We start from the raw sequence: 21,430 nt of genomic DNA on the forward strand, positions 1-21,430 counted from the left end.
TGGACGTCGGGCATGGCGTAGGAGGCGCCGACGATGCCCGGCAGCGTCGCCACGTTGACGACCTGCTCCAGGGCCTTCTCGGCATGGCCGATCCCGCCGTTCGTACGGTCAACCGTCCCCCCGTGCCGTCTCCTCGGCAGCCTGCGGCGCGACGGTCAGCCGAGCCGCAGCACCGAGGTCAGGACCTTGTCCAGGGTCGCCGCGGGGTCCTCCACGGCCTCGCGGCTCCGCCAGGCGACGAAGCCGTCCGGGCGGACCAGGATCGCGCCGCTCGGCGTCATGCCGTGCACCGCGGTCCAGTCCGTGCCCGCCTCGGGCACCAGGTCGGCCTGCGTGGACTCGCCGAGCCGGTACGCCTGCAGCGGCACCCCGAGGCGCTCCGCGACCGTGCGGGCCGCGTCGTGCCAGGCCGTGCCCTTCGGCCCGTCGCCGGTGAGCAGCACCATGGAGCGCTCGTACAGGTCCAGCGTGGAGCGGCGCTCGCCGTCCCGGGTGGTCACCCACACGTGCGGGGAACGGCCACCGGGTTCGGCGACCGGCCGGAAGTCCTCGGGGACGACCGGCCGCCCCGGGTCCGCGCCCAGGAACGCGCCCTCGGGGTAGCGGTAGCCCAGCGCGACCACCAGGACCCCCTTCTGGGGCCCGCCGCCGGCCGGCGGCGCGTAGCCCGGGTGGGCGTGCTCGGCGGAACGGGCGGAGGCCCGCTCGCTGGTGGCCACGGCGACCGGGCGGCGCTCGGCCTCGTACGTCTCCAGCAGCTCCGGCCCGGCCCAGCCCCCGGTCACCGCGGCGAGCTTCCACGCCAGGTTGTGGGCGTCCTGGATGCCGGTGTTGGAGCCGAAGGCGCCGGTGGGGGACATCTCGTGGCACGAGTCGCCGGCGAGCAGCACCCGCCCGCGCCCGTAGGAGTCCGCGACCCGCTCCGCGGCCCGCCAGGGGGCCCGGCCGGTGATCTCGATCTCCAGGTCCGGCACGCCCACCGCGGTGCGGATGTGCGCGGCCAGCCGCTGGTCGGTGAAGTCCTCCGGCGACTCGCCCCGCTCGGGGTGCCAGGGCGCGTGGAAGACCCAGTTCTCCTGGTTGTCGACCGGCAGCAGCACGCCGTCGGCGTCCGGATTGGTCAGGTAGCACGCGATGAAGTAGCGGTCGCCCACCGCGTCGGCCAGCCGCTTGGCGCGGAAGGTCGCGCTGATGTTGGCGAAGAGGTCGCCGCGTCCGGTGTGACCGATGCCCAGGGCGCTGCGCACCGGGCTGCGCGGACCGTCGGCCGCGACGAGGTAGTCGGTCCTGACGGTGCTGCGGTCGCCGGTCTCCCGGTCCATCAGCTCGCAGGTGACGCCGTCCTCGTCCTGGGTGAACGACACCAGCTCGGTGCTGAAGCGCAGGTCGCCGCCGAGCGTGCGGGCGTAGTCCAGGAGCACCGGCTCCAGGTCGTTCTGGCTGCACAGGCACCAGCCGCTGGGGCTGATGCCGGACAGCCGGCCGCCCGGGTCGATCTCCCGGAACAGCCATTCGGCGTTGTCGGAGGTCAGCGAGTCGGCCTGCAGGATGCCGTGGTTGTCGGCGAGTACGGAGGCGGCCTGCCGGATCAGCGGCTCGGCCCCGGCCGTACGGAACAGCTCCATGGTCCGCAGGTTGTTGCCGCGGCCACGGGGGTGGATGGAGGTACCCGGGTGCTTCTCGACGAGGACGTGCCGGACGCCGAGCCGGCCCAGGAAGACTGAGCTGGAGAGCCCGACGAGGGAGCCCCCCACGATGAGGACCGGAACCCGGTCTTCGGCCTGTGGAGTCATAGCTCCCTTGATGCCCGATTACCGGGGGTATTTTCGCCCGTCACCCAATTGGATCACATATCTCGCACCGGTTGGGCCACCACAGCACGATCGTTGGACGACGGACCTCGGGGGTTGCTCGCTCTCGGAAGAGGTGGAATATGCCGGCCCAGGCCGAAAAGGTCTCGCAGTCCGCGCTCGATGGCAATCGCCTGCGCGTCGTCCTCATGCTTGATGTTGAAGACGACGCCGAGCAGCGGTTTCTTGACGCGTATGACCAGATGTGCCGCCACGTCGCTGCCGTGCCCGGACACGTCAGCGACCAGCTTTGCCAGTCGATCGAAAATCCCTCGCAATGGCTGATCACCAGTGAGTGGGAGAGTGCGCTGCACTTCCTCGCCTGGGTGGACAGCCCGACCCACCTGGAGATGGTGCAGCCGATGCACGGCTGCGTGAAGGACACCCGCTCGCTCCGCTTCGGGGTGCTGCGGGAGACCCGTACCTCCTACGAGTCCGGTCGCATGCAGACCGTGCCGAGGGTCGGGGACGGGATCATCCGCCACGCCATCACCTTCACCGTGAAGCCCGGCAGCGAACAGCAGGTGGCGGACATCCTGTCCGGTTACACCTCGCCGCAGGCCGTGGTCGACGAGAACACGCGGCTGCGCCGCACCTCGCTGTTCATGCACGGCAACCGTGTCGTGCGCGCCGTGGAGGTGGAGGGCGACCTGGCCAGGGCACTGCGCCATGTCGCCCGCCAGCCCGAGGTGCGGGCGGTCGAGGAAGCCATCAACCCCTACCTGGAGGTGGACCGGGATCTCAACGACCCGGGCTCGGCACGGGAGTTCTTCGCCCGCGCCGCGCTCCCGGCCGTGCACCACGTCGCCAAGGGCACCGACCGGCCGGAGGACCTGAGCCGTCACGCCCTGATCTACCCGGCCAAGGCGGGCTCCGGCCAGGCCGTCGCCAAGATGCTCGCCCAGCAGGACGAGGAGGCCGTGGACGTCCGCAAGGGGCCGCTCGCGCGCAGCACCGTCTTCCTGCGCGAGAGCGAGGACATCGTGGTGCGCCTGGTCGACCTGCGGGTCCCGGTCGAGGAGGCCTCGCTCATCGCCGTGGGCGCCGCCGGCAAGCACAAGGCCGGCGTCCTCGCCAGGCTGCTCGACCTCGGTCCCGACTGGGACCTCGCGGACGAGCAGGGCCTGAAGCGGTTCCTCGTCGAATACGACATGCGCATGGTCACCGACCGCAGCGCGGCCACGTCCTGACCCGTACGAGCCATCGGCAGCCGGCAGGTACCGGCCGGCCCGGGGTGCGCCCCGGGCCGGCCCCGCCGGAGGAGGCAAGCATGGATGATCTTCTGACCAACGAACGGAACGTCCCGTTCACGCCGACCATCGTGAACCTGGGGGACACCCCGCACAACCGCCGTCGCGGCGGCGACCTGCGGGCGATGCTCACCCCGACCGCGTGCGGCGCCACCAGCGGCTTCATGGGCGTCGCGCTCGTGGAGCCCGGTGACCGGATCGGCGAGCACTACCACCCGTACTCGGAGGAGTTCGTGTACGTGGTGTGCGGTGCGCTTGAGGTGGACCTCGACGGGGAGCCGTACGTGCTCCGCCCGGAGCAGGGCCTGATGATCCCGCCGTACGTCCGCCACCGTTTCCGCAACGTCGGCGACACCGAGGCCCGGCTCGTCTTCCACCTCGGTCCGCTCGCTCCGCGCCCGGAGCTGGGCCATGTCGACACCGAGCCCACCGAGCAGACCGAGGACGCGGCGTCATGACCCGCCGGGTGGCGGTCACCGGGGCCGGTGTCGTCGCCCCCGGCGGTGTCGGGGTCCCCGCTTTCTGGGAACTGCTCACCGCCGGCCGGACGGCGACCCGCGGGATCACGCTCTTCGACCCGACGGGCTTCCGGTCCCGCATCGCCGCTGAGGTCGACTTCGACGCGGCGGCCTGCGGGCTGAGCCCGCGGGACCTGGAACGCGCCGACCGGTACGTCCAGTTCGCGCTCGTCGCGGCCGCCGAGGCGGTCCGCGACGCCGGGCTGGAACTGGACGAGGAGGACCCCTGGCGGGTCGGGGTCTCCCTCGGCACCGCCGTCGGAGGCACCACCCGGCTGGAACACGACTACATACGCGTCAGTGAACGTGGCACCCGCTGGGACGTCGACCACCGGCAGGCGGGTGCGCACCTGCACCGGGCGTTCGCGCCCAGCGCGCTCGCCTCGGAGATAGCCGAACGGCACGGCGCCCGCGGTCCCGTGCAGACCGTCTCCACGGGCTGCACCTCCGGCCTGGACGCCGTGGGCTACGCGTTCCAGACCATCGAGGAGGGACGCGCCGACATCATCATCGCCGGTGCGTCGGACTCCCCGATCTCACCCATCACGGTGGCCTGCTTCGACGCCATCAAGGCCACCTCCCCCAACAACGACGACCCGGCCCACGCCTCCCGTCCCTTCGACGCCCGCCGCGACGGCTTCGTCATGGGCGAGGGCGGCGCCGTGCTGATCCTGGAGGAACTGGAGCACGCCAAGGCCCGCGGTGCCCGGATCTACTGCGAGATCGGTGGCTACGCCACGTACGGCAACGCCTACCACATGACCGGGCTCACCACCGACGGCCTGGAGATGTCCGAGGCCATCGACCAGGCACTGGACCACGCCAGGATCGACCCGTCGGGCGTCGACTACGTCAACGCGCACGGCTCGGGCACCAAGCAGAACGACCGCCACGAGACCGCGGCGGTGAAGCGCTCGCTGGGCGCGCATGCCTACTCCACGCCCATGAGCTCCATCAAGTCCATGGTCGGCCACTCCCTGGGTGCGATCGGCGCGATCGAACTGGCCGCCTGCACCCTGGCCCTCGCCCACGGCGTGGTGCCACCGACCGCCAACTACGAGACCCCGGACCCGGAGTGCGACCTGGACTACGTCCCGCGCACCGCCCGTGAGCTGAAGCTGCGCACCGTGCTGTCGGTCGGCAGCGGATTCGGCGGGTTCCAGTCCGCGGTCGTCCTCAACCGACCGGAGGGGAGCCAGCGATGAACACGCAAGCGGTGGTCACCGGCATCGGCGTCGTCGCGCCGAACGGCATCGGAGCCGACGCCTTCTGGAAGGCGACCAGGGAAGGTGTCGCCGTCCTCGACGCGGTCACCCGCGAGGGATGCCGGGACCTGCCGCTTCGGGTCGCGGGGGAGGTCCGCGGCTTCGAGGTGTCGGCGGTCGTCGAGGACCGCTACACCGTGCAGACCGACCGGTTCACCCACTTCGCGATGGCGGCCGCCGACCAGGCCATCGCCGACTCGGGCCTGCGCTTCGACGAGGAGTCACCCTTCGACATCGGAGTGGTGACGGCGGCCTGTTCCGGCGGTGGCGAGTTCGGCCAGCGCGAACTGCAGCACCTGTGGGGCAAGGGGCCGAACTTCGTCGGCCCGTACCAGTCCATCGCGTGGTTCTACGCGGCGAGCACCGGTCAGATCTCGATCCGCGGCGGCTTCAAGGGCCCCTGCGGCGTGGTGGCCAGCGACGAGGCCGGTGGTCTCGACGCCATCTCCCACGCCTGCCGCAACATCACCCGTGGCAACGGCACCCGGGCCGTCGTCGTCGGCGCCGCCGAGGCGCCGCTGGCGCCGTACTCGGGTGTCTGCCAGCTCGGATACGAAGAACTCAGCCTGGAGGAGGATCCCGAACGGGCCTATCTGCCCTTCACCCGGCACGCCCGCGGTTTCGCCCCCGCCGAGGGCGGCGCGATGCTCGTGGTCGAGGACCCCGAGCACGCCGCCGGCCGCGGGGCCGAGGTGCAGGCCGTCATCGCGGGGCACGGTGCCACCTTCACCGGGGCCTCGCGCTGGGCGGAGTCCCGTGAGGGACTGGCCCGCGCCATCCGCGACGCCCTCGCGGAAGCCGGGTGCGCACCCGGGGACATCGATGTGGTCTTCGCCGACGCACTCGGCACCCCGGAGGCCGACCGCGCCGAGGCGCTGGCCCTGGCCGACGTGTTCGGCAAGCGCGCCCGGAAGATTCCCGTGACCGCCCCCAAGACCGGCACCGGCCGCGCCTACTGCGGCGCCCCGGTGCTCGACGTGGCCGCAGCCGTGTTCGCCCTGCGGCACGCAGTCGTGCCCCCCACCCCCAACATCACCGACACCTGCCACGACCTCGACCTGGTCATCGGCCGGCCCCGGCCGGCGGAACTGCGGACCGCGCTGGTGCTCAGCCGCGGCCTCATGGGTTCCAACTCGGCCCTGGTTGTCCGGGCGTAGCGCAGGCGCAGTGAAGGAGAGCTCTTCCATGAGCAAGGAACTGACCTACGGCGAACTCGCCACCCTGATGAAGTCCAATGCCGGCATCACCGTCGACGTGGCCCTGCTGAGCGGCCACCCGGAGACACCCTTCGCCGAGTACGGCCTGGACTCGCTCGGCCTGCTCGGCATCGTCGGCGCCCTGGAGAACGACCGGGGCATCCCGATCGCCGGCGACGCCGACTCGTGCAAGACCCCCGGCGCCTTCATGGACGTTGTCAACACCTCACTCAAGGCAGGAGTCTGACCATGCCCGGCCACACCGAGAACGAGATCACCATCCCCGCCCCGATGGACGTCGTCTGGGACGTCACCAACGACGTGGAGGGCTGGCCGGACCTGTTCAGCGAGTACGCCTCCGTGGAGATCGTGGAGCGCGAGGGCGACCGGGTCGTCTTCCGGCTCACCATGCACCCCGACGAGCACGGCCAGGTGTGGAGCTGGGTCTCCGAGCGGATCGCCGACCGCGCCACCCGCACGGTGCGCGCGCACCGGGTCGAGACCGGCCCGTTCCAGTACATGGACATCCACTGGCAGTACGAGGAGGTCCCCGGCGGCACCCGGATGCGCTGGACCCAGGACTTCGCCATGAAGCCCGGCGCCCCCCTCGACGACGAGGCGATGACCGCCCGGATCAACGACAACTCCAAGATCCAGCTGGAGCTGATCCGCGAGCGCATCGTGCAGCGCCACGGGGGCGGCGCGGCATGAAGACCTACCGCAGCCTGATCGTGGCCAGGATGAAGCCCGGCGTCGAGGAGCAGGTGGCGCAGGTCTTCGCCGAGTCCGACAAGGGCGAACTGCCGGGTCTGATCGGGGTCACCGGACGCAGCCTGTTCCAGTTCGGCGACGTCTACCTGCACCTGGTCGAGGCCGAGCGGCCGCCCGGCCCGGAGGTCGGCAGGTACAAGGACCACCCGGCGTTCCGGGACATCAGCGACCAGCTGTCGTCCTTCATCTCCGCGTACGACCCCGAGACCTGGCGCGAGCCCAAGGACGCCATGGCCCGGGAGTTCTACCGCTGGGAGCGCAGTGGCTGACACGGCCACCGCCGAGCCGGACTGGGTGCGCTGCGAGCGCTGTGCCGCGCTCGTCTACGGCAAGCGCTACACCCGTACGCTGCGCGTCTGTCCCGAGTGCGGCGCGCACGGCCGGCTCACCGCCCGGCAGCGGCTCGACCAGCTGCTGGACCCCGGCTCCTGCCGGCCGCTCGCCGCGGAGCGCGGCGAGCGGCCGGCGGAGCACGACCCGCTGGGCTTCACGGACACCCGCCCGTACGCCGAGCGGCTGCGCGAGGCCCGCACGGCGACCGGCCTGGACGAGGCCGTCGTCTGCGTGCACGGCACCGTCGAGGGACAGCCGGTCGTGGTCGCCGCGATGGACTTCCACTTCCTCGGCGGCAGTCTCGGCCTGGGCGTCGGCTCGCACATCACCCGGGCCGCCCGGACCAGTCTGCGACGGCGCGTCCCCCTGCTGCTCGTGACCGCCTCCGGCGGCGCCCGTATGCAGGAGGGCGCCCTGTCGCTGATGCAGATGGCCAGGACCGCCCAGGTGCTCACCGAACTCGACGAGGCGGGCGTCCTGGTGGTGTCCCTGGTCACCGACCCCACCTACGGAGGCGTCGCCGCCTCCTACGCGACCCTCGCCGACGTCATCATCGCCGAGCCCGGCGCCCGGATGGGCTTCGCCGGGCCGCGCGTCATCCAGCAGACCACCGGCCAGCGGCTCCCCGAGGGCTTCCAGACCGCGGAGTTCCTCCTCGCGCGCGGCCTCATCGACGACGTCGTCCCCCGCGCCGCGCTCCGCCCGACGCTGGCCCGGCTGCTGCGGCTGCGCTCCGGCGGCGCCGCGGCGGACCGGGAGCGCGGGCCCGCGGTCCGCGTCGTCCGCACGGCGGACGAACTGCCGGAGCGGGACGCCTGGGAGGCGGTACGGCTGGCCCGGCACCCGCTGCGGCCCACGGCGGCCGACTACGCGGCCCATCTGCTCCAGGACTTCCACGAACTGCACGGCGACCGGCTGGCCGCCGACTGCCCGGCCGTCATCGGCGGTCCTGGCCTGCTCCGCGGCAGCCCGGTCATGCTGATCGGCCACCACAAGGGCGGCCCCGGGCTGGAGGAGCGCAGGCGGCGGCACTTCGGCATGGCCACCCCGGCCGGCTACCGGAAGGCGGCCCGCCTGATGCGCACCGCCGCCAAGCTGGGCATGCCGGTGGTGACCCTCATCGACACCCCGGGCGCCAACCCGGGGCCGGAGGCGGAGAGCGGCGGCCAGGCCCTGGCCATCGCCGAGAACCTGCGGCTGATGGCCCGGCTGCCCGTGCCGGTCGTCGCCGTGATCACCGGCGAGGGCGGCAGCGGCGGCGCACTGGCGTTCGCCGTCGCCGACCGGGTCCTGGTCAGCGCCAACGGCATCTACTCCGTGATCAGCCCCGAGGGCTGCGCCGCGATCCTGTGGAAGGACCCCGGCGCCGCCCCCGCGGCGGCGGCCGCCCTGCGGCTGCACGCACGCGATCTGCTCCGGCTGGGCATCGTCGACGGTGTGGTCCCCGAGCCGCCCGACGGCGCCCACGGGGACCACGCCCACGCGGCCGCCCTCGTCGGCGGCGCGCTCTCGGCCGCCCTGGACGAACTGCGTCCCTGGGCCCCCGACCGGCTGCTGGCCGAGCGCCGCGACCGGTTCCACCGTTTCGGCCGACTGGAGGAGGAGGCAGCACCGTGACACTCCACGGCGACGACAGGACGGCCCGCCCCCCGGGCGCGGGCAAGGCCCTCAACGGAACGTCCCCCGGCAGTGCGCCGGCCGCGCTCCCGGTGCTGGATGCGGTCTGCCGCAGCGCCACCGAACTGGCCCGCTCCATGCCCACCCCGCCGCAGCGGATCAGGCTGCGGCACGGGCAGACGGCGGTCGAGATCGAGTGGCCGCAACCGCAGGCGGAGCCGCCCGCGTCCACTGCCGCGCACATTGCCGCACCCGCTCCGGCGGCGGAGGCGGCCGCGGCACCGGCGACCCCTCCCGCGGCCGCCCCCGCACCGGCGTCCTCCGCAGGCCGGGCCCAGGGCGCACCGGAGGCGCAACAGGCGCACGGAGCGCACGACTCCACGTCGCTTCACTACGTCTGCGCCCCCACTGTGGGCACCTTCTACCACGCCCCGGAACCCGGCGAGCGCCCGTGCGTGAGCCTCGGCGACCTCGTACGCCCCGGCCAGCCCGTGGGCGTCCTGGAGGTCATGAAGATGATGAGCGTCGTCGAGGCGGACGTGGCCGGCCGGGTCGTGGAGGTCGTCGTCCCGGACGGGCAGCCCGTCGAGTTCCAGCAGGCGCTGATCGCACTGGAGCCGATACCGGTGGGGGAGTGAGGGCCGGTGTTCTCCACCGTCCTGGTCGCCAACCGTGGCGAGATCGCGCTGCGGGTCGCGCGCGCCTGCCGTGAACTCGGCATCCGGACCGTCGCGGTGTACTCCACCGCCGACCGCGACTCGGCCGTCGTGCGCTTCGCCGACGAGGCCGTGCACATCGGACCGCCCCCGGCGAGGGCGAGCTACCTCAACATCCCCGCCGTCGTCGAGGCCGCCCGCCGCACCGGCGCGCAGGCCGTCCACCCCGGTTACGGCTTCCTGTCCGAGGACCCCGACTTCGCCGAGGTCTGCGAGGCCAACGGCCTCACCTTCATCGGGCCCTCCCCCGAGGTGCTGTCCCGGCTCGGCGACAAGGCCGCCTGCCGCGCGCTGATGGCCGAGGCCGGACTGCCCGTGCTGCCCGGCAGCACGGGCCCGCTGGCCGGCGCCGCCGACGCGAAGGAGGCGGCGCAGCAGACCGGTTACCCGGTGATCCTCAAGGCCGTCGCGGGCGGCGGCGGACGCGGCATGGCCGTGGTCACCGACCCGGACCGGCTGCTGGACACCTACAAGCGCACCGCGGCGCACGCCCGCGCCGTCTTCGGCGACGACCGGCTCTATCTGGAGCGGTACGTCGAGCGGGCCCGCCACGTGGAGGTGCAGGTGCTCTGCGACCGGCACGGCGCGGTCGTCCACCTCGGCGAGCGCGACTGCTCGGTGCAGCGGCACCACCAGAAGCTGGTCGAGGAGACCCCCGCCCCCGACCTGCCGGCGCGGTTGCGGTCGCAGATGTGCGACGCGGCCGTGCGCGGCGCCCGGGCGGTCGGCTACACCGGCGTGGGCACCTTCGAGTTCGTGCTCACCCCGGAGCGCGACTTCCATCTGATGGAGGTCAACTGCCGGCTCCAGGTGGAGCACCCGGTCACCGAGATGGTCACCGGGATCGACCTGGTCCGTGAGCAGATCCTGGTCGCCGCGGGCCATCCGCTGACCCTGCGCCAGGAGGACGTCGTGCACCGCGGGGTCGCCGTCGAGTGCCGGGTCAACGCCGAGGATCCCGCCCGGGACTTCGCGCCGACCCCGGGTCTGCTCACGGAGTTCGAGGTGCCCGGCGGGCCCTTCGTACGGGTGGACACCCATGCCTTCCCCGGCTGGCGGATCGGCCCCGACTACGACTCCCTGCTCGCCAAGGCCGTCGTCTGGGCCCCGGACCGGGAGCGGGCGCTGGCCCGGATGGACCGCGTCCTGGAGGAACTGCGGGTGCGCGGCGAGGGTGTGCGCACCACGGCGGGCTTCCTGCGCAAGGTGCTGGCCCGCCCGGAGTTCCGGGCGGGCCGGCACACCACCTCTCTGGTGGGGGAGATGACCGGCTAGCGGGTCACCGCGCCCCGCCGACCGTGCTGTGCAGGGCGTGCAGGTAGGCGTTGACCGGGGCCACCTCGCCCACCTGCAGCCCGGCCTCCGTCATCAGCTTCACCATGCTGTCCCGCGTGTGCTTCTGGCCGCCGACGTTCAGCAGCAGGAGCAGGTCCATGGCGGTGGTGAAGCGCATGGAGGGCGTGTCGTCGACGAGGTTCTCGATGACGATCACCTTCGCGCCGGCGCCGCCCGCCGCGACGACGTTGCGCAGCGTGCGGCGCGTGCTGTCGTCGTCCCACTCCAGGATGTTCTTGATGATGTACATGTCGGCGGCCACCGGGATGTCCACCCGGCAGTCCCCGGGCACCAGCCGGGCCCGCGCGGCGAGCGGACCGCCCTCGCGCAGCCGCGGGTCGGCGCCAGCCACGACCTTCGGCAGGTCCAGCAGCGTGCCCTGCAGGTCGGGGTGCTTCTCCAGCAGGGCGGCCAGCACGTGCCCCTGGCCGCCGCCGATGTCGGCGACCGAGCGGACGCCGGACAGGTCGAGCAGCGCCGCGATGTCCTCGGCGGACTGCCGGCTGGAGGCGGTCATGGCGCGGTCGAAGACCCGGGCGCTGTCGCGGGCGTCGTCGTGGAGGTACTCGAAGAACTCCTTGCCGAAGACCTCCGGGAAGATGTTGCGGCCGCCGCGCACCGCCTCGTCCAGCCGCGGCCAGACCTCCCACGTCCACGGCTCGGTGCACCACAGCGCGATGTAGTGCAGGGTGTTCGGGCTGTCCTTGCGGAGCATCCGGGACATCTCGGTGTGGGCGAAGCGGCCGTCCGCCTGCTGCTCGAAGACCCCGTACGCGGCCAGGGCGAGCAGCAGCCGGCGCAGCTGGCGCGGCGCCGTGCCGACCATGGCCGCGAGCTCGTCGACGGTCGAGGGCTCCTTGCCGAGCGCGTCCGGCACGCCGAGCCTGGCCGCGGCCCGTACGGCGGCGGCGCAGGCGGCGCCGAAGACGAGCTCGCGCAGGCGCATCGCCGGCGGCGTGGCGGACTCGGCGGGCGCCGCGGTCGCGGTGCCGTCCGCGTTGGTGGCTTCTGTCAAGGTCATTCCTCGCACAACCCCTTCGGTTCGGAGACGCGGCACTTGTTGTCACGGAGGACATTCGCGGTGCCCTGGTCACGGTCGGCCAGATCGGCCGGGCGGTTGCCCAGGGTCGTGTTGCCCCGGACGGTGTTGCCGGTGTCGGGGGCGCCCACCACGCTGCGGAAGAGCACGATCCCGCCGGACATCGGTGAGGTGCCGTGGTTGTCCACGACCCGGTTGCGGACCACCAGGGTCCGCTCTGCCCCTGTCAGCACGATCCCGGCACCCTGGATGAAGGGGAGCCGGGCGTTGGGCGGGCAGTACTTGTTGTTCGCCGCCACGAGGTTGTCGGAGACGGTCAGGCCCCCGGCACGGGGGACGCCCTCGTCCCCGACGACGAAGACGCCGCCGCAGTTGGCGGTGATGTGGTTGTCGACGACCCCCAGGTTGCGCACCCGGCGCAGCACGACCCCGATCCGGTTGCCCGTCAGCTCGTTGCCGCTGATGCGGGCGCGCTCGGTGTCCAGCGCGCCGCCCTCCGCGTCCGCGGTGTTGGCCAGGAAGATCCCCGACTCGCCGTTCTGCCGGGAGACGTTGTCCCGCAGCAGCGTCCGCACCGAGTGCTGGACGCCGATGCCCTGGTGCCCGTTGTCCTCGGCGGTCACGTCACTGACCTCGAGACCGTCGGTCCACGAGGCGTCGACGCCGTTCTTGCGGAAGCCGGAGACCGAGAGCGACATCAGCCGCACACCGTCCAGCCCGCTCTGCTCCGTTCCGGTGACGCACAGCCCGTGGCCCGCCAGGGCGCAGGCGTTCTGGTCGCTCCGGCCGGCCGGGGTGAGGACGGTGTCGGTGCCGTGGCCGATCAGCGTCAGCCGGGGCTTGGTCACGTTGACGCTGCCCGGGTAGGTCCCGGGGAGGATCTCGATGACGTCGCCCGGCCGGGCCCGGTCCACCGCAGCCTGGACGGACTCCCCGGGCCGGACGACGAGCGCGCCCGGCGCGGCCTCGGCCCGGGGGACGGCGCACAGCCCCAGCGCGCTGACGACCGCGACCACGGCGGCCGCCTGGGGCCGACGAAGTGTCATGACTGCCGTACCTGCTTTCCGGGTGACGTCCCGAGTCACCTGAAATCTGACGCTATGAGTGGTTCTGCCGTATCGCCACTCTGCCGGGGCATCAGAGGCGGCAGCGGACGGAGGGCCGCACGGGCACCACCACCCGGTGACCGAGCACGCCCGCGTCCACTGTTCCGTCGGCCGCCGCGTACCAGCGCCAATGGGCGCCCGGGACATGGCCGACCGTCAGGACCGTCCAGCCGCCGCCCTTCGGGCCCGCCAGCGTCGCCAGCACGCGGGCCTCCTCGGCGTCCGGCCGGTGCAGCAGCACGACCAGCCCCGCCGGGACCTGCGGCGCCCCCGCGCCGCGCAGCGCGGCGATCTGACGGACGCTCCGGACCCGGACCACGGCGGGCGGCCCGGGCAGGTCACGGGCACCGGGACCGACGGCGACCACCACGGTGCGGCCCGCGGGCGCCGCCTCCAACACCCCGTCCACCAGGGCGAGCACCGCGTCCCGCGCGACCGCGGGATCCCCGAGCACGCTGAGGACGCCGCCGATCCGCGCGAGGTTCACCAGCAGCTGCCCCCGGCCGACCGCGCCCAGCCTGGTCAGTTGGGGGAGCGGCCCCGGGCCGGTGGCGGCCGTCTCGGCCGGTACGAGACCCGTGCGCTCCCAGCGGGTCGGGGTCAGCGCCGTCCACGGCGCCGGGGCGGGCCCGCACGCCGAGACCGTGGCCAGCACCCGGCCGGGCTCGGCGAGCACGCCCCGCACCCGGACCGGGCTGCCGGGCCGTCCCGCCAGGGCCAGTTCACGCAGTGCGTGCCGCACCACCAGCGGGGTACGGGTGTCCGCCGCGAGCCGGCGGCCGAGCGCCGCCCGCCGGCGCCGTCGCAGCGCCCGCAGCAACGGACGGCGGCCCACGGCGAGGCCGGCCAGCAGCACCACCACGCCGACCCCCGCCGCCGCCCCGTACGGCGGCAGGCCGGCGTCACCACGGGACGGACGGGGCGCACCGGCGGCGGTCGCCGGTCCTTGTGGCACCAGCCGTACGGGGGCGGCGGGGGAGCGGCCCGCGGCGGTGCCGGGGTACGGGGCGACGGCGAACAGCAGGGCGGCCGCCGCCAGCAGGCGGACCGTCCTCATCGCGGGGCTGTACCGCATCGTTCCTCTCCTCCTGTGGACCGGCCGGGCACGCGGGGGCGTGTGACCAGACACGGCCCGCGCCGGACGGCGGTTCAATGCCGGGCCGCGCGGTGTGAGGCGGCTCACCTGAACCCGCCCCGGGCGGGGGCCGTGTCTGCCTCGAGGCACCGCGGCACGGTCGGTGGGCGGACGGAGTGAGCGGATGGCGGCAATGCGGCCCCGTACCCGGCAGAGCCGGAGCACGAGCGACGAGGCGCTCGTCAGGGCGCTCTACGAGGAACACGGCAGGGCCCTGCTCGCGTACGCGACCCGCCTCACCGGCGACCGCGCCGCGGCCGAGGACGTCGTCCAGGAGACCCTGATCCGCGCCTGGCGCCATCCCGACGCGCTGCTCAACGGCAAGGGCTCGGTGCGGGGATGGCTGCTCACCGTGGCGCGCAACATCATCACCGACCGGCACCGGGCCAGGGCCGCCCGCCCCACCGAGGTGGCCGAGTCGACGGCCACCGGGCCGGTGGAGCGCGACCACGCGGAGGCGGTGGTGGACGCCGTGGTCGTCATGGAGGCGCTGGAACGGCTCTCCGCGGACCACCGCGACGTGCTGTACGCGCTCTACTTCCGTGGGCAGAGCGTCGCCGAGGCGGCCAGGTCCCTGGGCATCCCGCCGGGCACGGTGAAGTCCCGGTCGCACTACGCCCTCAAGGCGCTGCGCGACTTCTGCCGGCAGGGGCCCGTCGATATGGGGGAGGTCGCGGCATGAGCACGGGGGAGCGGCACGACGGGGAGGCGCTCACCGCCCGTGTCCTGGGTGCGCTGAACGAGGAGGAGGCCCGCGCCGTGGACGAGCACGTCGTGTCCTGCCGGCCCTGCGCCGCCGAACTCGGGGAACTGCGCTCCCTGGCACAGGCCTTGGGCGGCGTACCGCCGGAGGCCTTCCTGGACGGCCCGCCCGAGGACGGGGAGTTGTTGCTGCAGCGGACGTTGCGTCAGGTGCGCGCCGAACGCGCGGGCGCGCGGCGCCGCCGGTGGGCGGCCGCCGGGGTCGCGGCGGCGGTGGTGGCGGCCGGTCTCCTCCAGGGCGGTGTGCTCATCGGGGAGCACCGGGCCGGGCAGGCGGTCCGGCCGCCGGCCGCGGCCACGCCGCCGGGGGCCGCCCGCACCGCCTCGGCCACCGATCCGTCCACCGGCGCCCGGTTGACCGTGCGGCTCACCCCGGCCGCCGCCTGGGTGCGGCTCCACGCCCGCGTCGGCGGCATCCCGGCGGGGGAGCACTGCCTGCTGGTCGTGGTGGCGCGGGACGGCTCCCGGCAGATCGCCGGAAGCTGGGTGGTGTCGCCGACCGGGGAGGGCCACGGCGTCAGCCTGGACGGCTCGGCGGCGGTGGCCCCGGACGACGTCGCCGCCGTGCTCGTGGAGACCGCCGACGGCACGGCCTACGTGTCGGCGAAGCCCTGACCATCCCGGGAGCCGGGGGTCAGGCGGCCTGCGATGCGGGCGCCGGAGTCGACGTGAGCGTTCAATCACCCTCGGACAGCGCGTGCGGGTTGAGGGTCCCCAGCATCCGCTGCAGGTCGGCCCGGACCCGCTCGCGCTCGTGCGGGGCGAAGGGGGAGAGGGCCTCCTCCTCCGCGGGGGCGATGGCCCGCTCGGCGTGGAGCGTGAGCTCCTCGCCCTCGGGGGTGACGCTGATCTCGATGATCCGGCCGTGCGTCGGGTGTGCCCGCCGCATCACCAGTCCGCGCTCGGCCAGCCCTTGTACGGCGGTGCCCATGGACTGCGGTGTGACCCCGCACCGGCGCGCCAGTTCGGCGCTCGACATGGCCCCGTTCACGCTCAGGCGCATGAGGGCGCTGAACTGCGCCTGGGTCAGTCGCAGCGGACGCAGTGCCTGCTCGATGCGGATCGCGTACGCCTGCGAGAGCTGCCAGATCAGATAGCCGATGTGCTCGCCGGGGTCGCGCAAGGGCATGCCGGGCGCCTTCCTTTTGTCTGTTAACTTATATAAGTCAGCTTACATGTGTTCGGGAGGAGCTTCTCCGTGGCCGACAGCGTGCTCATCACCGACGCTCAACCGCCGGCGGAGCAGCCTCCATCACGCCACCGGCACCGGCACGTCCCGGGACCGCAGACCGACGCACCGCCCGCCCGGGCGGGACTGACCGGTCCGAAGGCCGTGATCACCCCGGTGATCACGGTGCTCGTCGTCGGGCTCTCCTTCGTGAGCGTCTTCCTCGCCGCCTTCCACACGCCCACGGCGCACCGGCTGCCGGTGGCCGTCGTCGCCTCGGACCACTCGGCGGCCCTGTTCGACGTCCGCCTCCAGCGCATCGCGCCCGAGGCCTTCCAGGTCGACCGGTACCCCGACGCGGCGTCGGCCCGGCACGCCGTGGAGCACCGGCAGGCCTACGCGGCCTACCTGTCCGAGGACGGCGAGCAAGAGGTCGTCTACGCCGGCGCGAACGGCCCCGCGGTGTCCGGCCTGCTCACCCCCCTGGCATCCGTTCCGCACGGCGAGGGCCACAAGATCCCCGTGGTCGACATCCTGCCGCTGTCGTCCGGTGACAGCAGAGGGCTGTCGGTCTTCTACGCCTCCTTCGGGCTGATCCTGGCAGGGTTCCTGTTCGGCCAGCTGACCTACCAGGTCGCGCCACGGCTCTCCTTCAACCAGCGCGTCCTGAGCATCGGTCTCTTCGCCGTCCTGGGCGGCCTGGCCACCACCCTGATCGCGTGTACGGCCTTCGGCGCGATCCCCGGTTCCTTCCTCGGGATCTTCGGCGTCGTCACGCTCATGGCCGGTGCGGTCGCCGCCGCCACCGTCGCGCTCATCCGCGTCTTCGGCCCGGCCGGGGTGCTCCTGGGCTCCATCTTCATGCTCATCATCGGGAACGCCACCAGCGGCGGCGTCCTCCCGCCGTCCTTCCTGCCGCGCTGGCTGGAGCCACTGGCCTCCGTCATGCCGGCCGGTGTGGGCGTCCGTGCCATGGACGGACTCGCCTACTTCCACCACGACGGCCTGACCCGCGGGATCGTCATCCTCTGCTGCTGGATCGCGGCGAGCGTGGGCACCATGTTCCTGCTCGACCGCATCGCGTCCACCTCGGGGATCGTGCACGCGGCCACCCGCTGAGCGCGGACGGCTGCTCCCCGGGTCGTACCCCGCCCGCCTTCCCCGGGAGGACGACCGGCCGCGCCGGCCCCGGCAGGCTGGGCCCATGGCGACGACCACCACCCCCGCCGCGCCGGGACGGACGCAGGACGGCCCCGGCGCGGCCGACCGCCTGTGCCACGCGACCGGAGCGCTGCTGATCCTGTCGGGCCTGTTCCACCTCGGCGTCCTCGCGGTGGACGGCGGCCCGTGGGACGGGCCGGTGTCCTGGCGCAAGCCCGTGACCTTCGGGCTCTCCTTCGGCCTGACCCTCGTCGCGGTCGCCTGGGTCACCTCGTACCTGGACGTCGGAGCGCGCCTGCGCACCGTCCTGCTCGCCGTGTTCGCCGCCGACTGCGTGCTCGAGGTCGGCGGCATCACCTTGCAGGCGTGGCGGCACGTACCCTCGCACCTCGACATGGAGACCGGCTTCGACACCGCCGTCTCCATGACGCTCGCGGCCGGCGGCGCCGTGCTCGTCGCCGTCCTGTCGGCCTTCGCCGTCGCGTCCTTCCGGCGCCGCCCCACCGGCCCCGACGGCATGCCCCTCGCCCTGCGCTCCGGATTCGCGATCCTGCTCGTCGCCCTGCTCTCCGGCGCCGCCATGATCGCCCGCGGCGTCCACCTCACCCGCACCGGCCACCAGAGCGCCGCCTACGCCTCCACGGCCCCCCTCAAGCCCCTCCACGGCGTCAGCCTCCACGCCGTCCTCGTCCTCCCCGCCCTCGCCCGGCTGCTGTCCCGCACCCGGCTGGCCGCCCCGGCGAAGACGCGCATCCTCCGCGCCGCCGTCGCCCTCTACGTCCTCGCGGTCGCCGCGACCGGCGTGTGGGCGGTGCTCACGTACCGCTGACGTCGCCCACGGGGACGACGCTCCCGCGGTCCGGGCGGGCCGGGTTCCGGGGCGGCGTCAGCACTCGATGACGTTGACCGCGAGGCCGCCGCGGGCGGTCTCCTTGTACTTGACCTTCATGTCGGCCCCGGTCTCCTTCATGGTCTTGATGACCTTGTCGAGGGAGACGTGGTGCCGCCCGTCCCCGCGCATCGCCATGCGCGCGGCGGTGACGGCCTTGACCGCGGCCATGCCGTTGCGCTCGATGCAGGGGATCTGGACGAGCCCGCCGACGGGGTCGCAGGTGAGCCCGAGGTTGTGCTCCATGCCGATCTCGGCGGCGTTCTCGACCTTCTCCGGGCCGCCGCCGAGGACCTCGGCGAGGCCGCCCGCGGCCATGGAGCAGGCGGAGCCGACCTCGCCCTGGCAGCCGACCTCGGCGCCGGAGATGGAGGCGTTCTCCTTGAAGAGCATGCCGATCGCGCCCGCAGCGAGCAGGAAGCGGACGACGCCGTCCTCCTTCTCCGCCTCCGTCGACTGCCCGGCCACGAAGTTCACGTAGTAGTGGAGCACGGCCGGGATGATGCCGGCGGCGCCGTTGGTGGGGGCGGTGACGACGCGGCCGCCCGCGGCGTTCTCCTCGTTGACGGCCATGGCGTAGAGGGTGACCCACTCCATGGCGTGCGCCACCGTGCTGCCCTCGGCGCGCAGCTGGCGGGCGGTCGCGGAGGCGCGGCGGCGGACCTTGAGGCCACCGGGGAGGATGCCCTCGCGGGTCATGCCGGCCTTCACGCAGTCCTGCATGACCTGCCAGATCTCCAGCAGGCCCGCGCGGATCTCGGCCTCGGTGCGCCAGGCCTTCTCGTTCTCCAGCATCAGGCCGGAGATGGAAAGACCGGTCTCCCGGGTGAGCCGGAGCAGTTCGTCCCCCGTGCGGAACGGGTACTTCAGCACGGTGTCGTCGAGCTTGATCCGGTCCTCGCCGACCGCGTCCTCGTCGACGACGAAGCCGCCGCCCACCGAGTAGTAGGTCTTCTCCAGCACGGGCGCACCGCCCTCGTCGTACGCGAAGAGCGTCATGCCGTTGGCGTGGTAGGGCAGCGAGCGGCGTCGGTGCAGGATCAGGTCGTCCGAGACGGAGAACGGGATCTCGTGGACGCCGAGCAGGCTGATGCGGCCGCTGCCGCGGATGTGCTCGACCCGCTCGTCGGCGGTCTCGACGTCGACGGTGCGGGGGGAGTGGCCCTCCAGGCCCAGCAGCACCGCCTTGGGGGTGCCGTGGCCGTGGCCGGTCGCGCCGAGCGAGCCGAACAGTTCGGCGCGCACGGAGGCCACGCCCGCCAGCAGGTCGTCGTTCTTCAGCCGCTGGGCGAACATCCGCGCGGCGCGCATCGGGCCCACGGTGTGGGAGCTGGACGGGCCTATGCCGATCGAGAAGAGGTCGAAGACGGAGATGGCCACGGTGCGATGACTCCTCGGGTTCGCGGACCCCGTTGTCCGCGGGCGGCCGGCGGGATCACCGCCGGGGTGGTACGTGTTGCGGCGTGGGTGCGCCGCACCTGTTCCAGTGTGCGGGACCGCCCTCGTGGCCGGCCCCGCACACCGGGTGACGCTCGCTACTTCAGGCCGGGGTACAGCGGGTGCTTCTCGGCCAGGGCGGTGACCCGGGCGCCGAGCGCCTCGGCGGTCCCCGCGTCGAAGCCCGGCTTGAGGGCCTCGGCGATGACGTCGGCGACCTCGCGGAAGTCCTCCGCGTCGAAGCCGCGGGTGGCCAGCGCCGGGGTGCCGATGCGCAGACCCGAAGTGACCATCGGCGGACGCGGGTCGTCCGGGACGGCGTTGCGGTTGACCGTGATGCCGATCTCGTGCAGCCGGTCCTCGGCCTGCTGTCCGTCGAGCTCGCTGTGGCGCAGGTCGACCAGGACCAGGTGCACGTCGGTGCCGCCGGACAGCACCGAGACGCCCGTCCCGGTGACGTCGGGCTGCGTCAGCCGCTCGGCGAGGATCTTCGCGCCCTCCAGGGTGCGGACCTGGCGGTCCTTGAACTCCTCGGTCGCCGCGACCTTGAAGGCGACCGCCTTCGCCGCGATGACGTGCTCCAGCGGGCCGCCCTGCTGGCCGGGGAAGACCGCGGAGTTGATCTTCTTGGCGAGCTCGGCCTTGGACAGGATGACGCCGCCGCGCGGGCCGCCCAGCGTCTTGTGCGTGGTCGTGGTGACGACGTCCGCGTACGGCACGGGGGAGGGGTGCAGCCCCGCCGCCACCAGGCCGGCGAAGTGCGCCATGTCGACCATCAGGTACGCGCCGACCTCGTCGGCGATCCGCCGGAAGGCCGCGAAGTCCAGCTGCCGCGGGTACGCCGACCAGCCGGCGATGATCAGCTTCGGCCGGGACTCCTTGGCGAGGCGCTCGACCTCGGCCATGTCGACCTGACCGGTCTCGGCGTCCACGTGGTAGGCGACCACGTCGTACAGCTTGCCGGAGAAGTTGATCTTCATGCCGTGGGTCAGGTGCCCGCCGTGGGCGAGGTTCAGACCCAGGATCGTGTCGCCGGGGTTCAGCAGCGCGAACATCGCGGCCGCGTTGGCCTGCGCGCCCGAGTGCGGCTGGACGTTGGCGTGCTCGGCGCCGAACAGCGCCTTGATCCGGTCGATCGCGAGCTGCTCGACGACGTCGACGTGCTCGCAGCCGCCGTAGTAGCGACGGCCGGGGTACCCCTCGGCGTACTTGTTGGTCAGCACCGAGCCCTGGGCCTGGAGCACCGCGACCGGAGCGAAGTTCTCCGAGGCGATCATCTCTAGGGTGGACTGCTGGCGGTGCAGTTCGGCGTCGACGGCGGCGGCGACGTCGGGGTCGAGCTCGTGCAGTGAGCTGTTGAGAAGCGACATCAGGGGGGTCATCCGTCCGGAGGTCGGAGTGGACAGGGCGCAGCGGTCGGGAGGTCCCGAGCGGTCAGTTGCCGGTGAAGGCGGTGTACTCGTCCGCGGAGAGCAGGTCGGCCGGCTCCTCGGAGATCTTCACCTTGAACAGCCAGCCGCCCTCGAAGGCCGCCGAGTTCACCAGCGAGGGGTCGTTGACGACGTCCTCGTTGACCTCGGTGACCTCGCCGGAGACCGGGGCGTACAGGTCGCTGACCGACTTGGTGGACTCCAGCTCACCGCAGGTCTCGCCCGCGGCGACCGTGTCGCCGACCGCCGGGAGCTGGACGTAGACGACATCGCCGAGGGCGTTCGCCGCGTGCTCGGTGATGCCCACCGAGGACACACCGTCCGCGTCGGCGGCCGAGACCCACTCGTGCTCCTTGCTGTACCGCAGCTGCTGAGGGTTGCTCATGGCGTGAATTCTCCTGGATGACGGTATGTGCTGGTGAACGGCTGTCTTGACAGGTGGGACGGCTGTG

At 73.1% G+C, this 21,430-nt stretch carries 23 protein-coding genes; 14 read left to right on the forward strand and 9 right to left on the reverse strand.

The window, feature by feature from the left end; translation table 11 throughout:
* Positions 1–155 precede the first annotated feature (155 nt).
* Complete coding sequence (locus tag ABZ312_RS33855) at positions 156–1,793, reverse strand: FAD-dependent oxidoreductase (RefSeq protein ID WP_500330393.1); 1,638 nt, start codon at positions 1,791–1,793, stop codon at positions 156–158.
* A 53-nt stretch (positions 1,794–1,846) separates the two neighbouring features.
* Positions 1,847–2,065 (reverse strand): hypothetical protein, encoded by a 219-nt coding sequence (locus tag ABZ312_RS33860; protein ID WP_500330483.1) that lies wholly within the window; start codon positions 2,063–2,065, stop codon positions 1,847–1,849.
* Between ABZ312_RS33860 and ABZ312_RS33865 the strand changes: the two genes are divergently transcribed.
* The 10 genes from ABZ312_RS33865 (at position 1,985) to ABZ312_RS33910 (ending at position 10,791) form a co-directional block, all read left to right on the forward strand.
* Positions 1,985–3,040, forward strand: a complete 1,056-nt coding sequence (locus ABZ312_RS33865; RefSeq protein ID WP_500330477.1) for a SchA/CurD-like domain-containing protein — start codon at positions 1,985–1,987, stop codon at positions 3,038–3,040. The genes ABZ312_RS33860 and ABZ312_RS33865 overlap by 81 nt on opposite strands.
* 80 nt (positions 3,041–3,120) lie before the next feature.
* Positions 3,121–3,558 carry a cupin domain-containing protein gene (locus tag ABZ312_RS33870; protein ID WP_499514104.1) on the forward strand — a complete coding sequence of 146 codons (438 nt, stop codon included), beginning with the start codon at positions 3,121–3,123 and terminating at the stop codon, positions 3,556–3,558.
* Positions 3,555–4,823: a beta-ketoacyl-[acyl-carrier-protein] synthase family protein gene (locus ABZ312_RS33875; RefSeq protein WP_500330395.1), complete on the forward strand. Its 1,269-nt coding sequence runs from the start codon at positions 3,555–3,557 to the stop codon at positions 4,821–4,823. The genes ABZ312_RS33870 and ABZ312_RS33875 overlap by 4 nt, the downstream gene beginning before the upstream one ends.
* Positions 4,820–6,040 carry a ketosynthase chain-length factor gene (locus ABZ312_RS33880; protein ID WP_499514106.1) on the forward strand — a complete coding sequence of 407 codons (1,221 nt, stop codon included), beginning with the start codon at positions 4,820–4,822 and terminating at the stop codon, positions 6,038–6,040. Before ABZ312_RS33875 ends, ABZ312_RS33880 begins: the two co-directional genes overlap by 4 nt.
* A gap of 28 nt (positions 6,041–6,068) precedes the next feature.
* The gene (locus ABZ312_RS33885; protein WP_500330397.1) at positions 6,069–6,326 is read left to right on the forward strand and encodes an acyl carrier protein; all 258 of its coding nucleotides are present in this window, start codon (positions 6,069–6,071) and stop codon (positions 6,324–6,326) included.
* A 2-nt stretch (positions 6,327–6,328) separates the two neighbouring features.
* Positions 6,329–6,790 (forward strand): SRPBCC family protein, encoded by a 462-nt coding sequence (locus tag ABZ312_RS33890; protein ID WP_500330399.1) that lies wholly within the window; start codon positions 6,329–6,331, stop codon positions 6,788–6,790.
* Positions 6,787–7,119, forward strand: coding sequence for a TcmI family type II polyketide cyclase (locus ABZ312_RS33895; RefSeq protein WP_499514109.1), 333 nt, complete (start codon positions 6,787–6,789; stop codon positions 7,117–7,119). Before ABZ312_RS33890 ends, ABZ312_RS33895 begins: the two co-directional genes overlap by 4 nt.
* Positions 7,112–8,800 carry a carboxyltransferase subunit alpha gene (accA, locus tag ABZ312_RS33900; protein ID WP_500439402.1) on the forward strand — a complete coding sequence of 563 codons (1,689 nt, stop codon included), beginning with the start codon at positions 7,112–7,114 and terminating at the stop codon, positions 8,798–8,800. The genes ABZ312_RS33895 and accA overlap by 8 nt, the downstream gene beginning before the upstream one ends.
* Positions 8,797–9,438, forward strand: coding sequence for an acetyl-CoA carboxylase biotin carboxyl carrier protein (locus tag ABZ312_RS33905; protein WP_500330402.1), 642 nt, complete (start codon positions 8,797–8,799; stop codon positions 9,436–9,438). Before accA ends, ABZ312_RS33905 begins: the two co-directional genes overlap by 4 nt.
* A 6-nt stretch (positions 9,439–9,444) precedes the next feature.
* Positions 9,445–10,791, forward strand: coding sequence for an acetyl-CoA carboxylase biotin carboxylase subunit (locus ABZ312_RS33910; protein ID WP_500330404.1), 1,347 nt, complete (start codon positions 9,445–9,447; stop codon positions 10,789–10,791).
* A gap of 4 nt (positions 10,792–10,795) precedes the next feature.
* Here the strand turns inward: ABZ312_RS33910 and ABZ312_RS33915 are convergent, their stop codons facing one another.
* The 3 genes from ABZ312_RS33915 to ABZ312_RS33925 form a co-directional block, all read right to left on the reverse strand.
* Entirely contained in the window at positions 10,796–11,872 is a 1,077-nt protein-coding gene (locus ABZ312_RS33915) for a methyltransferase (RefSeq protein ID WP_500358361.1), read from the reverse strand.
* A complete protein-coding gene (locus ABZ312_RS33920) occupies positions 11,869–12,936 on the reverse strand; it encodes a right-handed parallel beta-helix repeat-containing protein (protein WP_500439403.1) in 1,068 nt (355 codons plus the stop codon). Before ABZ312_RS33920 ends, ABZ312_RS33915 begins: the two co-directional genes overlap by 4 nt.
* Before the next feature lie 91 nt (positions 12,937–13,027).
* The gene (locus ABZ312_RS33925) at positions 13,028–14,071 is read right to left on the reverse strand and encodes a hypothetical protein (RefSeq protein ID WP_500439404.1); all 1,044 of its coding nucleotides are present in this window, start codon (positions 14,069–14,071) and stop codon (positions 13,028–13,030) included.
* A 184-nt stretch (positions 14,072–14,255) separates the two neighbouring features.
* Between ABZ312_RS33925 and ABZ312_RS33930 the strand changes: the two genes are divergently transcribed.
* The gene (locus tag ABZ312_RS33930) at positions 14,256–14,813 is read left to right on the forward strand and encodes a sigma-70 family RNA polymerase sigma factor (protein ID WP_500439405.1); all 558 of its coding nucleotides are present in this window, start codon (positions 14,256–14,258) and stop codon (positions 14,811–14,813) included.
* Positions 14,810–15,508 (forward strand): anti-sigma factor family protein, encoded by a 699-nt coding sequence (locus ABZ312_RS33935; protein WP_500330411.1) that lies wholly within the window; start codon positions 14,810–14,812, stop codon positions 15,506–15,508. Before ABZ312_RS33930 ends, ABZ312_RS33935 begins: the two co-directional genes overlap by 4 nt.
* A 61-nt stretch (positions 15,509–15,569) precedes the next feature.
* On the opposite strand, the gene ABZ312_RS33940 is transcribed toward ABZ312_RS33935, so the two are convergent.
* A complete protein-coding gene (locus ABZ312_RS33940; protein ID WP_500439406.1) occupies positions 15,570–16,022 on the reverse strand; it encodes a MarR family winged helix-turn-helix transcriptional regulator in 453 nt (150 codons plus the stop codon).
* A gap of 69 nt (positions 16,023–16,091) precedes the next feature.
* Between ABZ312_RS33940 and ABZ312_RS33945 the strand changes: the two genes are divergently transcribed.
* Together ABZ312_RS33945 and ABZ312_RS33950 are read left to right on the forward strand one after the other, a co-directional pair.
* Positions 16,092–17,180: a YhgE/Pip domain-containing protein gene (locus ABZ312_RS33945; protein WP_500330415.1), complete on the forward strand. Its 1,089-nt coding sequence runs from the start codon at positions 16,092–16,094 to the stop codon at positions 17,178–17,180.
* Between the two features lie 85 nt (positions 17,181–17,265).
* Positions 17,266–18,051: a hypothetical protein gene (locus ABZ312_RS33950; RefSeq protein WP_500439407.1), complete on the forward strand. Its 786-nt coding sequence runs from the start codon at positions 17,266–17,268 to the stop codon at positions 18,049–18,051.
* Positions 18,052–18,108: 57 nt separating this feature from the next.
* Here the strand turns inward: ABZ312_RS33950 and ABZ312_RS33955 are convergent, their stop codons facing one another.
* The 3 genes from ABZ312_RS33955 to gcvH form a co-directional block, all read right to left on the reverse strand.
* Complete coding sequence (locus ABZ312_RS33955; RefSeq protein ID WP_500330419.1) at positions 18,109–19,491, reverse strand: L-serine ammonia-lyase; 1,383 nt, start codon at positions 19,489–19,491, stop codon at positions 18,109–18,111.
* Positions 19,492–19,646: 155 nt separating this feature from the next.
* Entirely contained in the window at positions 19,647–20,918 is a 1,272-nt protein-coding gene (gene glyA, locus ABZ312_RS33960) for a serine hydroxymethyltransferase (RefSeq protein ID WP_500439408.1), read from the reverse strand.
* Between the two features lie 64 nt (positions 20,919–20,982).
* The gene (gene gcvH / locus ABZ312_RS33965; protein WP_499514124.1) at positions 20,983–21,363 is read right to left on the reverse strand and encodes a glycine cleavage system protein GcvH; all 381 of its coding nucleotides are present in this window, start codon (positions 21,361–21,363) and stop codon (positions 20,983–20,985) included.
* Between the last annotated feature and the right edge of the window lie 67 nt (positions 21,364–21,430).

It is taken from the genome of Streptomyces sp. NPDC006207, assembly GCF_040613835.1.
Taxonomy (GTDB): Bacteria; Actinomycetota; Actinomycetes; order Streptomycetales; family Streptomycetaceae; genus Actinacidiphila.

Excerpts from the sequence above, each read along its gene's own strand:
- ABZ312_RS33855 (WP_500330393.1), bottom strand. The coding sequence starts at position 1,793 with ATGACTCCACAGGCCGAAGACCGGGTTCCGGTCCTCATCGTGGGGGGC.
- ABZ312_RS33870 (WP_499514104.1), top strand. The coding sequence starts at position 3,121 with ATGGATGATCTTCTGACCAACGAACGGAACGTCCCGTTCACGCCGACC.
- ABZ312_RS33875 (WP_500330395.1), top strand. The coding sequence starts at position 3,555 with ATGACCCGCCGGGTGGCGGTCACCGGGGCCGGTGTCGTCGCCCCCGGC.
- ABZ312_RS33880 (WP_499514106.1), top strand. The coding sequence starts at position 4,820 with ATGAACACGCAAGCGGTGGTCACCGGCATCGGCGTCGTCGCGCCGAAC.
- ABZ312_RS33885 (WP_500330397.1), top strand. The coding sequence starts at position 6,069 with ATGAGCAAGGAACTGACCTACGGCGAACTCGCCACCCTGATGAAGTCC.
- ABZ312_RS33890 (WP_500330399.1), top strand. The coding sequence starts at position 6,329 with ATGCCCGGCCACACCGAGAACGAGATCACCATCCCCGCCCCGATGGAC.
- ABZ312_RS33895 (WP_499514109.1), top strand. The coding sequence starts at position 6,787 with ATGAAGACCTACCGCAGCCTGATCGTGGCCAGGATGAAGCCCGGCGTC.
- ABZ312_RS33915 (WP_500358361.1), bottom strand. The coding sequence starts at position 11,872 with ATGACCTTGACAGAAGCCACCAACGCGGACGGCACCGCGACCGCGGCG.
- ABZ312_RS33920 (WP_500439403.1), bottom strand. The coding sequence starts at position 12,936 with ATGACACTTCGTCGGCCCCAGGCGGCCGCCGTGGTCGCGGTCGTCAGC.
- ABZ312_RS33925 (WP_500439404.1), bottom strand. The coding sequence starts at position 14,071 with ATGCGGTACAGCCCCGCGATGAGGACGGTCCGCCTGCTGGCGGCGGCC.
- ABZ312_RS33930 (WP_500439405.1), top strand. The coding sequence starts at position 14,256 with ATGGCGGCAATGCGGCCCCGTACCCGGCAGAGCCGGAGCACGAGCGAC.
- ABZ312_RS33935 (WP_500330411.1), top strand. The coding sequence starts at position 14,810 with ATGAGCACGGGGGAGCGGCACGACGGGGAGGCGCTCACCGCCCGTGTC.
- ABZ312_RS33940 (WP_500439406.1), bottom strand. The coding sequence starts at position 16,022 with ATGCCCTTGCGCGACCCCGGCGAGCACATCGGCTATCTGATCTGGCAG.
- ABZ312_RS33950 (WP_500439407.1), top strand. The coding sequence starts at position 17,266 with ATGGCGACGACCACCACCCCCGCCGCGCCGGGACGGACGCAGGACGGC.
- glyA (WP_500439408.1), bottom strand. The coding sequence starts at position 20,918 with ATGTCGCTTCTCAACAGCTCACTGCACGAGCTCGACCCCGACGTCGCC.
- gcvH (WP_499514124.1), bottom strand. The coding sequence starts at position 21,363 with ATGAGCAACCCTCAGCAGCTGCGGTACAGCAAGGAGCACGAGTGGGTC.